This is a genomic window from Limnohabitans sp. TEGF002 (assembly GCF_055395845.1).
In genome coordinates, this window is record NZ_AP029224.1 from 1,468,256 (window position 1) to 1,481,995 (window position 13,740).

The 13,740-nt window shown below is 61.3% G+C and carries 12 protein-coding genes and 1 pseudogene; 5 read left to right on the plus strand and 8 right to left on the minus strand.

Annotation, left to right across the window (positions count from 1 at the left end):
* Nucleotides 1-178: 178 nt before the first annotated feature.
* From ACZ5SR_RS07370 to ACZ5SR_RS07380, 3 genes are read left to right on the plus strand one after another with little or no spacing between them, the layout of a single operon-like run.
* On the plus strand, nucleotides 179-2,794 hold the full coding sequence (locus tag ACZ5SR_RS07370) for a DNA internalization-related competence protein ComEC/Rec2 (RefSeq protein WP_464450901.1): 2,616 nt from the start codon (nucleotides 179-181) through the stop codon (nucleotides 2,792-2,794).
* Nucleotides 2,795-2,852: 58 nt separating this feature from the next.
* A complete protein-coding gene (locus tag ACZ5SR_RS07375) occupies nucleotides 2,853-4,316 on the plus strand; it encodes a circularly permuted type 2 ATP-grasp protein (RefSeq protein ID WP_464450902.1) in 1,464 nt (487 codons plus the stop codon).
* Nucleotides 4,317-4,332: 16 nt separating this feature from the next.
* On the plus strand, nucleotides 4,333-5,310 hold the full coding sequence (locus ACZ5SR_RS07380; protein WP_464450903.1) for an alpha-E domain-containing protein: 978 nt from the start codon (nucleotides 4,333-4,335) through the stop codon (nucleotides 5,308-5,310).
* 1 nt (nucleotide 5,311) lies between these two features.
* Here the strand turns inward: ACZ5SR_RS07380 and xth are convergent, their stop codons facing one another.
* Genes xth through ACZ5SR_RS07400 form a run of 4 tightly spaced genes read right to left on the minus strand, consistent with a single transcriptional unit; the run spans nucleotide 5,312 to nucleotide 8,044 of the window.
* On the minus strand, nucleotides 5,312-6,091 hold the full coding sequence (gene xth, locus ACZ5SR_RS07385) for an exodeoxyribonuclease III (RefSeq protein WP_464450904.1): 780 nt from the start codon (nucleotides 6,089-6,091) through the stop codon (nucleotides 5,312-5,314).
* 15 nt (nucleotides 6,092-6,106) lie between these two features.
* On the minus strand, nucleotides 6,107-6,682 hold the full coding sequence (locus ACZ5SR_RS07390; protein WP_464450905.1) for a DUF4337 domain-containing protein: 576 nt from the start codon (nucleotides 6,680-6,682) through the stop codon (nucleotides 6,107-6,109).
* 10 nt (nucleotides 6,683-6,692) lie between these two features.
* Nucleotides 6,693-7,181, minus strand: coding sequence for a dihydrofolate reductase (locus ACZ5SR_RS07395; protein ID WP_464450906.1), 489 nt, complete (start codon nucleotides 7,179-7,181; stop codon nucleotides 6,693-6,695).
* A gap of 11 nt (nucleotides 7,182-7,192) precedes the next feature.
* Nucleotides 7,193-8,044: a thymidylate synthase gene (locus tag ACZ5SR_RS07400; RefSeq protein ID WP_464450907.1), complete on the minus strand. Its 852-nt coding sequence runs from the start codon at nucleotides 8,042-8,044 to the stop codon at nucleotides 7,193-7,195.
* A gap of 123 nt (nucleotides 8,045-8,167) precedes the next feature.
* On the opposite strand from ACZ5SR_RS07400, the gene ACZ5SR_RS07405 reads away from it, so the two are divergent.
* On the plus strand, nucleotides 8,168-8,920 hold the full coding sequence (locus tag ACZ5SR_RS07405) for a peptidylprolyl isomerase (protein WP_464450908.1): 753 nt from the start codon (nucleotides 8,168-8,170) through the stop codon (nucleotides 8,918-8,920).
* 19 nt (nucleotides 8,921-8,939) lie between these two features.
* Here ACZ5SR_RS07405 and ACZ5SR_RS07410 read toward each other — a convergent pair.
* Nucleotides 8,940-10,257: pseudogene (locus ACZ5SR_RS07410) on the minus strand (FAD-binding oxidoreductase).
* A 45-nt stretch (nucleotides 10,258-10,302) separates the two neighbouring features.
* Nucleotides 10,303-10,710, minus strand: coding sequence for a DUF2069 domain-containing protein (locus ACZ5SR_RS07415; protein ID WP_464450910.1), 408 nt, complete (start codon nucleotides 10,708-10,710; stop codon nucleotides 10,303-10,305).
* Between the two features lie 21 nt (nucleotides 10,711-10,731).
* Here ACZ5SR_RS07415 and ACZ5SR_RS07420 point away from each other — a divergent pair, with 21 nt between their 5' ends.
* Nucleotides 10,732-11,982, plus strand: coding sequence for a YihY family inner membrane protein (locus tag ACZ5SR_RS07420; protein WP_464450911.1), 1,251 nt, complete (start codon nucleotides 10,732-10,734; stop codon nucleotides 11,980-11,982).
* 48 nt (nucleotides 11,983-12,030) lie between these two features.
* Here ACZ5SR_RS07420 and ACZ5SR_RS07425 read toward each other — a convergent pair whose 3' ends face one another.
* Complete coding sequence (locus tag ACZ5SR_RS07425; RefSeq protein ID WP_464450912.1) at nucleotides 12,031-12,342, minus strand: Mpo1-like protein; 312 nt, start codon at nucleotides 12,340-12,342, stop codon at nucleotides 12,031-12,033.
* A 19-nt stretch (nucleotides 12,343-12,361) separates the two neighbouring features.
* Nucleotides 12,362-13,705, minus strand: a complete 1,344-nt coding sequence (locus ACZ5SR_RS07430; protein ID WP_464450913.1) for a cytochrome P450 — start codon at nucleotides 13,703-13,705, stop codon at nucleotides 12,362-12,364.
* Nucleotides 13,706-13,740 lie beyond the last annotated feature (35 nt).

A 13,740-nucleotide genomic window follows, 5' to 3' on the forward strand; every position in this document is an offset into this window, starting at 1 on the left:
GTCACGCACAGAGCGCCAGAGTGAACCACAGAAAAACCAGCCAAATCAGGGAGGCTGAGATGAAACGATGCGGACCGCCTGCCCAGCAGGTCAAGGTGCCGGAGCCAAGCCAAGAGTCAGTGGTGCTGACCTTGAAAAGGTGGTGGCATCGGTGTGAGCGTGCCTTGCGGAGTGGGCCATGATGGCCATGAGTTGGGCGCGCGTTCTGGGCTGGGGCCTGCTGGCTTGGTGCCTGGGCGTGGCCCTGCAGTTGCAACAAGCCGTTTTGTGGCCTGTATCGGCCTATGTGCTGGGCTTGGCTTGTTCAGGGGTGCTGGCCTGGCGGCTGTGGCACTGGATCCAAAAAGAGCCGACGGATCGCCGCATGCCGGTCGCCGCGTGTTGGGTGGTTTGCTTGTTGGTCTGGGCGGCAATGGCTTTCCACGTGACCGGTTTGCACGCCTTGACAAGGGCTCACACCATGGAGCCGGTGCTGGAGGGGCAAGACCTGGACGTGGTGGGCGTGGTGCAGGCCATGCCTCAGCGGCAAGACCTGGGCTGGCGCTTTCGGTTTCGCATCGAGCAGGCCTGGCGGTTGGGCGCATCGGGGGACCGCCACGCCTTGCAGATCGATGCCGATGTGCCCGCGCAGGTGGTTTTGGGTTGGTACGGTCAAGAGGGCTCCCACGACAGCGGCTGGAACCTCTCGCCACTGCCCGAACCGGTCAAGCCCGGGGAGCGCTGGCGCTTGCGTGTGCGCCTGAAAGCGCCGCACGGCCACCTGAATCCGCGCGGATTTGACTACGAGCTGTGGCTGTGGGAGCAAGGCATCCGAGCCAGCGGTTATGTGCGCACCCACGCCAAAGACCCGGTCCCGCAGCGCATGGGCCGCACTTGGACGCACCCCATCGAGGCTTGGCGGCAGACGGTGCGCGACCGTTTGTTGACCCAGTTGTCCCCAACCGGCAGCGATGCCGAGGCAGCCCGGCGGGCGGGTGTGGTGGCGGCCTTGGTCACGGGCGATCAGGCCGCCATCGAGCGCAGTGACTGGGATGTGTTCAGGGCCGCGGGCGTGTCGCACCTGATGAGCATCTCGGGCTTGCATGTGACCATGTTCGCTTGGTTGGCCTCGGCTCTCGTGGGCTGGGCATGGCGGCGTTCGGCCTTGTGGGGTTTTAACGGGGCTTTGCGTTGGCCTGCCGCCCATGTGGGGGCGTGGTCGGGTCTGGTGCTGGCCACTTTTTATGCGCTGTTCAGCGGCTGGGGCGTGCCCGCGCAGCGCACCTTGCTCATGCTGGGGGTGATGCTTCTGCTGCGTTTGTCGGTGCGCCAATGGCCTGGGGCCTTGGTGTGGTTGATGGCGTGCACCGTGGTGCTGGCTTGGGACCCCTGGGCCTTGTTACAGCCCGGGTTTTGGCTGAGCTTTGTGGCTGTGGGGGTGTTGATGGCGCATGCGCCTGCCACTTTGAGGGCGAACGATCCGAACCCTGGCGCACCACAAAGGGACGTACAACACGCACCAACATGGCGTGCGACCACCGCTCCACTGCACCGTGAGCACCGTTGGGGTGCATGGGCTTTACTGGATTGGGGGGCGCCATGGGCGCGCATGGTGGGCGCCAAACTGCTGGCCTTGCTGCGCGAGCAGGCCACCGTCACTTTGGCGCTGGCCCCCTTGACGCTGCTGTTCTTTGGTCAGGTGTCGCTGGTGGGTTTGCTGGCCAATTTGCTGGCCATTCCCTGGGTGACGCTGGTGGTCACGCCTTTGGCCATGCTGGGCGTGGGTGTGCCCTGGGCATGGGACGCGGCGGCTTGGGCTTTGATGCCTTTGCAGGTGGTGCTGGGCTGGCTGGCGACTTGGCCGATGGCCACTTGGTCGAGCGCCATGCCGCCTTGGGGCCTGGCTTTGCTGGCGCTGCTGGGGGCAGTCGGTTTGGTGCTGCGCCTGCCTCTGTCCTGGAAGCTTTTGTGTTTGCCGCTGCTGTGGCCGGTGCTGTTTTGGTCACCCCCACGCCCCGCGCCTGGCAGCTTTGAGTTGCTGGCGGCCGATGTGGGACAGGGCAATGCAGTGTTGGTGCGCACCGCCACGCACAGCCTGCTCTATGACGCGGGGCCGCGCTATTCGGCCGAGAGCGATGCAGGACACCGCGTGCTGGTGCCCTTGCTGTCGCAGATGGGTGAGCGCATCGACACCTTGATGCTCAGCCACCGCGACAGCGACCACACCGGGGGCGCGGCGGCGGTGCTGGCCATGCAGCCGCAGGCGGCGCTGTGGTCCTCGCTGGAAGATGAGCACAGTTTGCATGCTCTGCGGCCAGGTTGGACACGCTGCCGGACAGGTCAGGCCTGGGGGTGGGATGGCGTGCGCTTTGAGGTGCTGCACCCCGCGGCCGCACCTGGTCCGCTCGTCCGGGCCCGCAAGCCCAATGAAGTCAGCTGCGTTTTGCGCATCAGCACCCCCCAGGCATCGGCCCTGCTGGCGGGCGACATTGAGGTGGCCCAAGAGCTGGCGCTGGTGCAGTCTGGCTTGGCCCCGGTGGATGTGCTGCTCGTGCCGCACCACGGCAGCAAGACCTCTTCAAGTTTGCCTTTTTTGCAGGCCCTCCAGCCCCGGCTGGCGCTGGTGCAAGCCGGCTACCGCAACCGCTTTGGTCACCCGGCCGAGTCGGTGGTGGCCCGCTACCGGGGGGAAGGCATCGCGCTGATCGAGTCCAGCCGCTGCGGCGCGGCCACCTGGCGCAGCAACGCGCCCGAACAAGTGCACTGCGAGCGGCAAGAACGCCAACGCTATTGGCACCACGCCCAGAGACCTTGATTCGCCTCAAAAAAGGCGGGTATACATCTTGCTAATGTGAAAGCAGGAGTGAAGAGCCATGCGCCAATTCGACGAAATGTACAGCCGCCTGCCTGCGGCAGGTGATGCGGGTGAAGTCCGCCACCATTACCAGGCCTATGCCCGCTGGCTGCAAGCGCAAGACCCCCAGACCATGGCCTCGCGCCGCGAAGAGGCTGAGATGATTTTTCGGCGCGTGGGCATCACATTCGCGGTCTATGGTGACAAGGACGAGGACGCGAACACGGACGAGGGAGGTACTGAACGTCTGATCCCGTTTGACCTGATTCCCCGGGTCATCGCTGCTCAGGAGTGGAAAAGCATGGAAGCAGGGCTGGTGCAGCGCGTCACGGCCCTGAACCGCTTCATCCACGATGTCTATCACGACCAGGAAATTTTGAAGGCGGGTGTGATCCCGCGTGAGCAGATCGAGCGCAACGCCCAGTTCCGCCCCGAGATGGTGGGGGTTCATGTCCCCAACCAGATTTATTCGCACATCAGCGGCATCGACATCGTGCGAGCCCCCGACAGCGCAGGCAAGGGCGAGTACTACGTGCTCGAAGACAACCTGCGCGTGCCCAGCGGCGTGAGCTACATGCTCGAAGACCGCAAGATGATGATGCGCCTCTTCCCCGAACTCTTCAGCCAGCACCGCGTGGCCCCGGTGGCGCATTACCCCGACCTGTTGCTCGAAACCCTGCGTGCCAGCAGCCCCGCCACCACGGCCGAGCCCACGGTGGTGGTGCTCACGCCTGGCATGTACAACAGCGCCTATTTTGAGCACGCCTTTTTGGCGCAGCAAATGGGCGTGGAGCTGGTCGAGGGGCAAGACTTGTTTGTCAAAGACAAGTTCGTCTACATGCGCACCACACGCGGCCCAAAACGGGTGGACGTGATCTACCGCCGGGTGGATGACGACTTTTTGGACCCCAAGGTGTTCCGCCCCACATCCACACTGGGTTGCGCCGGCCTGATGGAGGCTTACAAAGCCGGCCATGTGGCGATCTGCAACGCGGTGGGCACGGGCGTGGCCGATGACAAGTCGATCTATCCCTATGTGCCCGACATGATCAAGTTTTATTTGGGCGAGGAACCGATCCTCAAAAACGTGCCGACTTTCCAGTGCCGCAAGCCCGACGACCTGCAGTACACCCTGGCCAACTTGAAAGACCTGGTGGTCAAGGAAGTGCACGGCGCAGGCGGCTACGGCATGCTGGTCGGCCCGGCATCGACCAAGGAAGAAATCGAGCGCTTTCGCGGCGCTTTGCTGGCCAACCCCGAGGGCTACATCGCGCAGCCTACGCTGAGCCTGTCGAGTTGCCCGACTTATGTGGAGAGCGGGATCGCGCCGCGCCACATCGACTTGCGGCCGTTTGTGCTGAGTGGCCGCACGGTGCAGATGGTGCCTGGGGGCCTGACGCGTGTGGCTTTGAAAGAAGGGTCGCTGGTGGTCAACAGCAGCCAAGGCGGCGGCACCAAAGACACCTGGATATTGCAGGACTGAAAAGGGGAGAACATACATGCTTTCAAGAACCGCCGACCACCTTTTTTGGATGTCCCGCTACATGGAGCGGGCCGAAAACACCGCGAGGATGTTGAACGTCAGCTACGAGACTTCGCTCTTGCCCCAGTCCGCCGCCGCTGTCGAAGCCGGTTGGGAGGGTATCTTGTCCATCAGCGAGTTGTTGCCTTCGTATTTGGCGCTTTACAAAAACATCAACCCCCGCGACGTGATGGCCTTCATGGTGAAAGACGTGGACAACCCGTCATCCATCATTTCTTGCCTGCGCGCCGCGCGCGAAAATGCACGCGCTGTGCGGGGCACACTCACCACCGAGGTTTGGGAAACCCAAAATCAGACCTGGCTGGAGGTCAACCGCATGCTCAAAAACGGCGAGTTCGAGCGCGATCCGGGTCAGTTTTTTGAGTGGGTCAAGTTCCGCTCGCACCTGTCACGCGGCGTGACGGTGGGCACCATGCTGATGGACGAGTCGTTGTATTTCATGCGCATGGGCACGTTTTTGGAGCGGGCCGACAACACGGCGCGACTCGTGGATGTGAAGTTCCACGCCATGCAAAACGACTTCTTTGGTGCGCCGCAATACGGTGCCCCCGAGACCGAGAGCGCGCAGGAATACGACTTCTACCATTGGAGTGCCATCTTGCGCAGTGTCAGCGGCTTCGAGGTGTACCGCAAGGTGTACCGCGATGTGATCCGTCCCGAGCGCGTGGCTGAGCTGCTGATCTTGCGCCCCGACATGCCGCGCTCATTGCATGCCAGTTTGAACGAGGTGGTGGCCAACTTGAAGCTGGTCTCTCATGATGCCGACAGCGACACTTTGCGCCACGCCGGGCGCTTGCGCTCGGAGCTGGCCTTTGGCCGCATCGACGAGATTTTGGCCACGGGCCTGCATGCTTACCTGACGCAGTTTCTGGACCGGGTGAATGTGCTGGGTGGGCGCATCAGCCGCGAGTTTTTGATGCCGCAGACAGCCTGATTCAGTCCAGGGTCAACACCACCGGCGCATGGTCGCTGGGGCGCTCGTTTTTTCGGGGCGCGCGGTCGATCACGCAGGCACAGGCCCGGGCTTTGAGCGCTTGCGAAATCAAAATGTGGTCGATGCGCAAGCCCCGGTTGCGCCGGAACGCGAACTCGCGGTAGTCCCACCAGCTGTAGCTTTTTTCAGGTTGCTCGAACAGCCTGAAGCTGTCGGCCAAGCCCAAATCGGTCAGGGCTTGCAGTTTTTCACGCTCGGCCACGGTGCAGTGGATCGTGTCTTTCAGTCCCACTGGGTCCCACATGTCGAGCTCGTCAAAGGTGATGTTGTAGTCGCCCAGCAGCACCAAATTCGGATGCTTTTGCATTTCGCTGCTCACCCAATCGCGCAGGGCATCCAGCCAGCGCATCTTGTAAACAAACTTGTCGCTGTCAGGTGCTTGACCATTGGGGAAGTACGCCCCGATCACACGCACCATGCCACCTGCACCATCGGGGTAGGTGGCGGCGATCACGCGTGACATGTCGTCTTCAAAGCCGGGGATGTTTTTCACCACATCAGCGCCTTCGGCTTTGGAGATCAGCGCCACGCCGTTGTAGGTTTTTTGGCCAAACCATTGCGCCTGGTAGCCCGCTTCGGCCAAAGCCGCAGCGGGGAACTTGTCGTCGGTCAGCTTGAGTTCTTGCAGGGCCAACACCTCGGTGGGGTTGGCGGCGAGCCAGTCCAGCACTTGTGGCAGGCGGACAGACAAGGAATTCACATTCCAGGTGGCGATTTTCATGGGGCGTGAGCTCTCTTAAATGTGCAGGTAAGCCAAAACACCAATCACCACACCGCCAGCACCGGCACCGTACATCACATATTCCAGCCATTTTTTGCGGGAAAGCAAAGCAATCGCGGCCATGGCGATGGCCACTTGCAGCACGGTGGTGGCTTGTGCCCAGCGGTGGTGCTGGTGCATTTGTTCGTCCGACTGTTCGTCCCAGTGCTTGGATTCGGCTTCGAGTTTTTCAGCGGTCGCCTTGATCTCGGCTTTTTCGCCCTTGTAGCGCTTGATTTCGTCTTGGTAGAAGGCTTGTTTGGCTGGGGTCAATTCCATGGCCAGCTCGCTCAGGTTTTGCTTGCCGCTTTTGGCCTGGTAGTAGTTCCACTGGTTAGAAGCTTCGGTCTTTTTGATGGCCGCGTTGTTTTTGTACAGACCTGCATTGGCCTGCGTGGCACCACCCATGTAGCCAAACAAAGCGCCCACCGTGGCAATGATGGCAGTGAACATGGCGATTGAGCTGGTGTGGCTTTCGCCGTGGCCGCCTTGCGCAGCATGCTCTAACTCGTGGTCGTGTGGGCCGTGAACATGAAAACCGTGTCCAGACATGCTGGTCTCCTTAGCGGGGGTGTTGATAGGTCACAAAACTGAAGTTCAGGCCATTGGCACCCACATGCGATTCGCGTCGAATTTCTTGCCAGGTGTCACCCAGTTCAGGCGCAAAGGCATCGCCTTCAAAGTCGGCGTCGATCTCGGTGACAACGGCTGTGCTGGCCAGCGGCTCAGCTTGGCGGTAAATTTCGGCGCCGCCCATGATCCACGCATCGGGCGCGTCAACGCACAGGCGCATGGCGTCTTCAATCGATGCTGCACGCAATGCGCCTTCGGAGCGCCAATCGGTCTGTCGTGTGATCACGATGTTGAGGCGACCTGGCAGGGGCCTAAAGCGTGCAGGCAGCGAGTCCCAGGTCTTGCGGCCCATGATCACCGGCTGGCCCAGTGTGACGCGCTTGAAGTGCGCCAGGTCTTCGGGCAGGTGCCAGGGCATTTGCCCGTCTTTGCCGATCGTGCCATTGCGGGCACGGGCGTAAATCAGGTGCAGTTTCATGCGCTTTGTTCTCAAACGGCCACTGGCGCTTTGATGGCCGGATGGTGCTCATAGCCCAGCACCTCAAAGTCTTCGTATTCGTATTCAAAGATGGAGGCTGGCTTGCGCTTGATGTTGAGCGTGGGGTAGGCCATGGGCGCACGGCTCAGTTGCAGTTCCACCTGTTCATGGTGGTTGGCATAAATGTGGCAATCGCCGCCCGTCCAGATGAAATCGCCCACGTCCATGTCGCACTGCTGGGCGATCATGTGGGTGAGCAGGGCGTAGCTGGCGATGTTGAAGGGCACGCCCAAAAAGATGTCGGCGCTGCGCTGGTAAAGCTGGCAGCTGAGTTTGGCTCTCTCGCCGGGGTTTTGCGCGGGGGCCACATAGAACTGAAAGAAAGCATGGCAGGGCATGAGCGCCATCTTGTCCAACTCGGCCACGTTCCAGGCGCTCACGATGATGCGGCGACTGTCAGGGTTGTTTTTCAGCGTGTCCATCACCTGCTGGATCTGGTCGATGTGGCCACCGCCGGGCGTTGGCCAGTTACGCCACTGCACCCCATACACCGGGCCCAGGTCGCCGTCTTCGCGTGCCCATTCGTCCCAGATCGTGCAGCCGCGTTCTTGCAACCATTTCACATTGCTGTCGCCGCGCAAAAACCACAGCAGCTCGACAATGATGGCCCGCAAAAAAACCTTTTTGGTGGTCACCAGCGGAAAACCCTCGTTCAGGTCAAAACGCATCTGGTGGCCAAACACACTGCGCGTGCCGGTGCCTGTGCGGTCACCTTTTTGCACACCCGTGGTGTAGACGTGGCGCATGAAGTCTTCGTATTGGCTTCGGACTGGGCGGTGAAGGGGGTGGGCGGGGGTGTTCATGGTGGGCAAGTTTAAGGCACTGGCCGCGTTATGCTTGAGACGTGAACAGATTGATATTGAAGGTGGATCATGACGGGTTTGTGTGATGGAATTTTTAAGCGCATCTGCCTGGCGCTTGGTTTTTTGATTATTTTAGAAGTACAGGCCAACGACGCCCCCGTAGCCGTGGTCAACGGCGTGTCGATCGCGGCACGCTTGATGGACCGCAATGTCGAGGCCAATGTGGCCCAAGGCCAAAAAGACACGCCCGAGTTGCGTGCGGCGCTCAAGCAAGAGTTGGTAGCGCGTGAGCTGATGGCCCAAGAGGCCCAAAAGCGGGGCTTGGACAAGTTGCCAGCCACGCAAGACGCCTTGATGGCGATGCGCCAAAACCTGTTGATCGAGTTGGTGCTGAACGACGAGTTCACCAAAAACCCGATTGCCGAAGCCGAGCTCAAGGCCGAGTACGAGCGCCAGGTCAAGGCCCTGAAGGCGGTTGGTGATTTGCAGCAGTTTCAAATTTCAACCATCGTGTTGTCGTCCGAGGCCGATGCACGTTCTGTGTTGACGGCTGTGCGCGGTGGTCAGGCGTTTGATGCCTTGGCCAAGTCGCGTTCGATGGACCCGAGCAAAGACAAGGGCGGCGAGTTGGGTTGGTTCTTGCCCGACCAGATCGCGCCCGCGATCTCCAACGTGGTGGTCAATTTGGCCCCAGGCGCTGTGTCGGCAGCACCGATTCAGGTCGGCCCTTACTGGCATGTGGTCAAACTGACCGCCAAGAGGGCTTACCAAGTGCCCGGCTTCGATGAGAGCAAAAATTTGTTGCAAGCCGCCGTGGTCCAGAGCCGCCGGGCTGCTTTGCTCAAAAAACTGACCGATGCAGCCGTCGTGAAGTGATGTGGGCGTGTTGGGCGCTTCAGCCCAGCACCCGTCCCGGGTTGAGCAGGTTGTTGGGGTCCAGCGCTTTTTTCACGGCCCGCATCATGGCGAGCGCCGTGGGGTCTTTGTAAAGCGGCAGCTTGTTCACTTTTTGCTCACCCACGCCGTGTTCAGCGCTGATCGAGCCGCCAAAGCGTTTGACTTGGTCGAACACCAGGGTGTTGACCTTGTCTTCGAAGTCGCGCAAAAAGGCCGGGCCATCGGCCCCTTCAGGCGCTTGCACGTTGTAGTGCAGGTTGCCATCGCCCAGGTGGCCAAAGTCCACCATGCGCACGCCGGGCACTTCACGCGCCAACAGGGCATCCGTCTCGGCCACAAAGGCCGGGATGCGTGAGACCGGGATGCTGATGTCGTGTTTGATGTTCAGACCCTCGGTGGCCTGGGCCAAGGTGATGCTTTCCCGGATGTGCCACAGGCCCTTGGCTTGCGTCAGGCTCTCGGCCACCACGGCGTCGCTCACGCAACCGGCTTCCAATGCGGCTTCGAGCAGGGCCTCAAACTGAGAGCGCGCATGCGCTTCGTTCTCGCTGTCGGAGTTTTCCAGCAGCACACACCAAGGCGTTTCTTGCCACAGCGGCACACGCAGCTGAGGGTAATGTTTGTCCACCAGGCTCAGCGCAAACTGGCCCATGACCTCAAAGCCCGTGAGGCCCGGCCCCAGGCGCTGGTGGGCCAGGCCCAGCAGTTGTACGGCGGCTTCCATGCTGGGCACAGCGGCCCAAGCGGTCAGCTGTGCGGCGGGCTGGGGGTACAGCTTCATGGTCGCGGCGGTGATGATGCCCAGCGTGCCTTCGCTGCCGATCATCAGGTTGCGCAGGTCATAACCCGTGTTGTCTTTGCGCAGACCGCTCAAGCCGTGCCAGACCTCGCCTTGTGCCGTGACGACTTCCAGGCCCAGGCAGAGCTCGCGGGTGTTGCCGTAGCGCACAACCGGCTTCCACCGTGATGGTCAGGTTGGCCGGGTCGATGGCACGCACCGCGTTCATTCGGGTCATGCTCAGCACAATCTGTGTGCCCGAGCCATTGGGCACGCCGCCCACCACCAGCCCGGTGTTGCCGCCTTGGGGCACGATCGGTGTGTTCGCTGCTGCGCAGGCTTTGACCACCGCAGCCACTTGCGCCGTGTCGCCGGGGCGCACCACGGCCAGGGCACGGCCATGTACACGTTTGCGCCAGTCTTGCTCCCAGGTGCTGAGGTCAGTGGCCGGGTCGTCGTGGGTGAGCACGTTGGCGGGGCCACAAATTTGGCGCAATTGGGCGATCAGTGCAGTTTGGGCTTGGGACAAGGCGGTCATGAGCAAGGGCTTGCAGGCGTTGGCAGTCAGACAGGAAGGCAGACTTCAGTCGCGGGGGACGGGCACAAAGTTGCCTGTAGCCTTGGCAGCTTTGAAGCGGATGCGCACATGCAAGGCGCAGGCCACAAACAAGGTGGTGCACAGCAAGGTTTGGACACCTGCCAGCGCGTTCGCAGGCCAGGGGTCACCCCATGCGCGCACCACGCCCTCAATGAAGTAAAGCCAGACCAGCATGCTGACCCAGCGGTAGGTGTACATGCGGTTTTTGAGCAGGCCCGCCAGAGGAACGCAAAGCGGCAAGACCTTGATGGCCCACCATGAGCCACCGGGACGCAAAGGCGCAAGCCAAAGTTCCCAAGCCAGGCCTAAAACGATGAGGCCGAGCAGGCTGCCCACGGCCATCCAGCGGGTGAAATCGACGCCAGCGGGGTTGTTTTCTGTGTTGGTGTTCATTGCGGTGGCATCATACCGGGCATGCCATCCTCTTTGTCCAATCCCTCATTAAGAGCCCACGCCGCCCTTTGGTGGCAAGAATTGTTGGTTTTTCCATGGCGCCAGATGGCGGGCGTTCTGGCCGAACGCTTTCGCGATGCCCGCCTGGGCGTGAGCGCCAGCTCGCTCACCTTCACCACCGTGTTGGCCTTGGTGCCCCTGTTTGCCGTGGGTTTGGCGGTTTTTGCCGCGTTCCCGGTGTTTGGCAAGTTCCAGGACACGATCCAGCGTTGGCTGATCGAGAGCTTGGTGCCTGAAAGCATTGCCCGCCAGGTGCTGAGCTACCTGACGCAGTTTTCGCGCAAGGCCAGCCGCCTGGGTTCGGTGGGTTTGGTGGCGGTGTTGATGTCGGCCGTGTTTTTGATGGTCACGATCGAGCGCACCTTGGGTCAGATTTGGGGCTTGCAGCGCCAGCGGCCTTTGCCCCAAAGGGTCTTGTTGTATTGGTCAGCCATCACTCTGGGGCCTTTGTTTTTGGGGGCCAGCCTGGCCATCACCTCGTATCTGGTCACCGCGTCGCGCGATGTGGTGGATGTCTTGCCGGGCTCAATCCGTTGGCTGCTAGACAGTTTTGAGTTTGTGCTCCTCACAGCCTGTGTGAGTGGTCTTTATTTTTATGTGCCCTACACCCGCGTGCGTTGGCGTCATGCCATCACGGCCGGGTTTTTGGTGGCAGGGGCCTTGGAGTTGGCCAAAAAAGGCATGGCCATATACCTGCTGCAGGTGCCGACCTATTCGCTGATTTACGGCGCATTTGCTGCGTTGCCCATTTTGTTGGTCTGGATTTACGTGACCTGGCTGCTGGTGCTGCTGGGCGCGGTGCTGGCCGCCAGCTTGCCCGAGTTGGGCCGACAAGAGTGGCGCAAGCCAGACGGCGCGGGCTGGTCATTCAGGCTGGCGCTGGAGGTCTTGGCCGAGTTGAACGCTGCCAAAGCTTCAGAGCAACGGGGCATGAGCACCGATGAGATGGCCGTGCGTTTGCGGGTGGAATTGAGCGAGCTGCGCCAGGTTTTGGAGGTTTTGCAAAGCCTCGATTGGACAGGTCGCCTGACGGAGCAAAACGACAAAGGCCAAGCTCGCCATGTGATTTTGATCGATCCTTCTCAAGTGATCGTGGCTCCGTTGGCCGATCGTTTGCTGGTTTTGCGGGTGGCGGGTGTGGACCGGGTTTGGGGTCAGACGGGCTTGGACCAGATTCGGCTGGCGCAGCTGTTGCCAGAACCTACAGCCTGATGTCATCCTGACCCTTCCGTCAGACCCGGCCTGACCGGGTTCCATTTTTCAAAAACTGACCCGTCCGCGCCACATGTCGCGGTACATGACCCAGTCGCCCATGAAGCTGTAAAGCGGGCGCTTGAAGCTGGCGGGCTTGTTCTTCTCAAAACCAAAGTGGCCGATCCAGGCGCAGCCGTAGCCGCACAGCAAGGCATACAAAAAGTACTGCGGCTTGCCTGTTGCGGCCAACATGGCCAAGCACACCAAGGTCAGTGTGCTGCCAATAAAGTGCAGGCGGCGGCAGGTGCGGTGGCTGTGCTCACTCAGATAAAACGGATAGAACTCGGCAAAGCTTGCATGGCGAATGGTTTCGGTCATGGATGTCTCCTGGTGTTGTTCAGGCTGTGCGAAAGGGGGCGCTTAAAAACCCACGAAAGCGTGCACGCCCACCGCGCTCGGGCGCTTGCGTGAGCTGGTAATTTGGAAAGCGCTGCAAAAACCGTCCGATGGCGATGCGGCCTTCGAGCCGCGCCAGGCTCAGACCCGCGCACTGGTGCACGCCAAAACCAAAGGCCAGGTGTTTGTTGCCGGTGCGGCGCAGGTTCAGTTGTTCGGGTTGTGCGTAGACGGCAGGGTCACGGTTGGCCGCGCCAATGCACAGTGTGACCAAAGCGCCTGCGGGCAGATCGACGCCGTTGACCTGCGTGGCTTGCAGGGCGCGGCGGTTGCCCAGTTGGTTGGACGATTCAAAACGCAAGAACTCGTCCACGGCCAGCCCCATGATCTGCTCGCGCGCTTCATCGCTGGCAGCGGCTTTCAGGTCGGCCATCAGTTGCTGGCGTTGCGCGGGCCATTCTTGCAAGCTGATGAGCGCGTTGCCGATCAGGTTGGTGGTGGTCTCGTGCCCGGCGTTGAGCAAAAACACGCAGTTTTGCAACAGCTCGACTTCGCTCAGGGCGTCGCCACCTGATTCGCCGTCCTTTTCACCTTGGATCAGCCTTGTCAGCACATCGTGTTCCGGGTCGCCGGGATGTTCGCGGCGCTTGGTCACCAGCTCGCGCAGGTAAGTCAGAAACTCGTTCACGCTGTGGTTGCCCAGCGCTTCTTGTTCAGGGGTGAGGGATGGCTCCAAGGCGCCCAAAATCGCCAGCGACCAGCCCCTCAGTGGTTCGCGGTCGGCGTGTGGCACATCCAGCAAATTGCCGATGATCTCGACCGGAATGGCCGAGGCAAAGTCTTCGATCAGGTCACCGCCGCCCTGTGTTCCGATGCGGTCGAGCAGGCTGTCCACCAGCTTCACCAGACCGGGTTCCATGGCTTCAATGGCGCGGCGGGTGAGCGCGCCCATGATGAGGCGGCGCACACGCGTGTGCCTGGGCGCGTCGTTGAAGACCAGGCTGTGGGTGTGGTGCTCGAACAGCGGGGCCACGCCACCGGCTGTGGTGTAGGGCGGCTGGTTGAAAGGGGCATGGTTGTATTTGGGGCCAAACTCCACTTGCTTGTCGGAGCTGAACACCTTGGCGTCGCGGTACACCGCCACCAGATCGGCGTGGCGCGTGAGGAAATACGAGCCATCGGGCATGCGCTTGAATGGCTCGGCTTCGCGCAAAGCGGCATAGACCGGATAGGGGTTGTTCAGAAAGTCAGCGGGCAGGGCGCGCAGGTCCAGCGACTGAGCGATCTCTTGTGCTCTGGCCGCTGCCATGGCGGGCGTGATGCCGTCGAAAGTCAGTGTGTTCATGTTGTGGGAGCGAGCCCCTGCTCGCGAATGTTCGT

Coding starts and splice junctions, on each gene's coding strand:
- ACZ5SR_RS07370 (WP_464450901.1), top strand. CDS start 179: ATGATGGCCATGAGTTGGGCGCGCGTTCTGGGCTGGGGCCTGCTGGCT.
- ACZ5SR_RS07375 (WP_464450902.1), top strand. CDS start 2,853: ATGCGCCAATTCGACGAAATGTACAGCCGCCTGCCTGCGGCAGGTGAT.
- ACZ5SR_RS07380 (WP_464450903.1), top strand. CDS start 4,333: ATGCTTTCAAGAACCGCCGACCACCTTTTTTGGATGTCCCGCTACATG.
- xth (WP_464450904.1), bottom strand. CDS start 6,091: ATGAAAATCGCCACCTGGAATGTGAATTCCTTGTCTGTCCGCCTGCCA.
- ACZ5SR_RS07390 (WP_464450905.1), bottom strand. CDS start 6,682: ATGTCTGGACACGGTTTTCATGTTCACGGCCCACACGACCACGAGTTA.
- ACZ5SR_RS07395 (WP_464450906.1), bottom strand. CDS start 7,181: ATGAAACTGCACCTGATTTACGCCCGTGCCCGCAATGGCACGATCGGC.
- ACZ5SR_RS07400 (WP_464450907.1), bottom strand. CDS start 8,044: ATGAACACCCCCGCCCACCCCCTTCACCGCCCAGTCCGAAGCCAATAC.
- ACZ5SR_RS07415 (WP_464450910.1), bottom strand. CDS start 10,710: ATGAACACCAACACAGAAAACAACCCCGCTGGCGTCGATTTCACCCGC.
- ACZ5SR_RS07420 (WP_464450911.1), top strand. CDS start 10,732: ATGCCATCCTCTTTGTCCAATCCCTCATTAAGAGCCCACGCCGCCCTT.
- ACZ5SR_RS07425 (WP_464450912.1), bottom strand. CDS start 12,342: ATGACCGAAACCATTCGCCATGCAAGCTTTGCCGAGTTCTATCCGTTT.
- ACZ5SR_RS07430 (WP_464450913.1), bottom strand. CDS start 13,705: ATGAACACACTGACTTTCGACGGCATCACGCCCGCCATGGCAGCGGCC.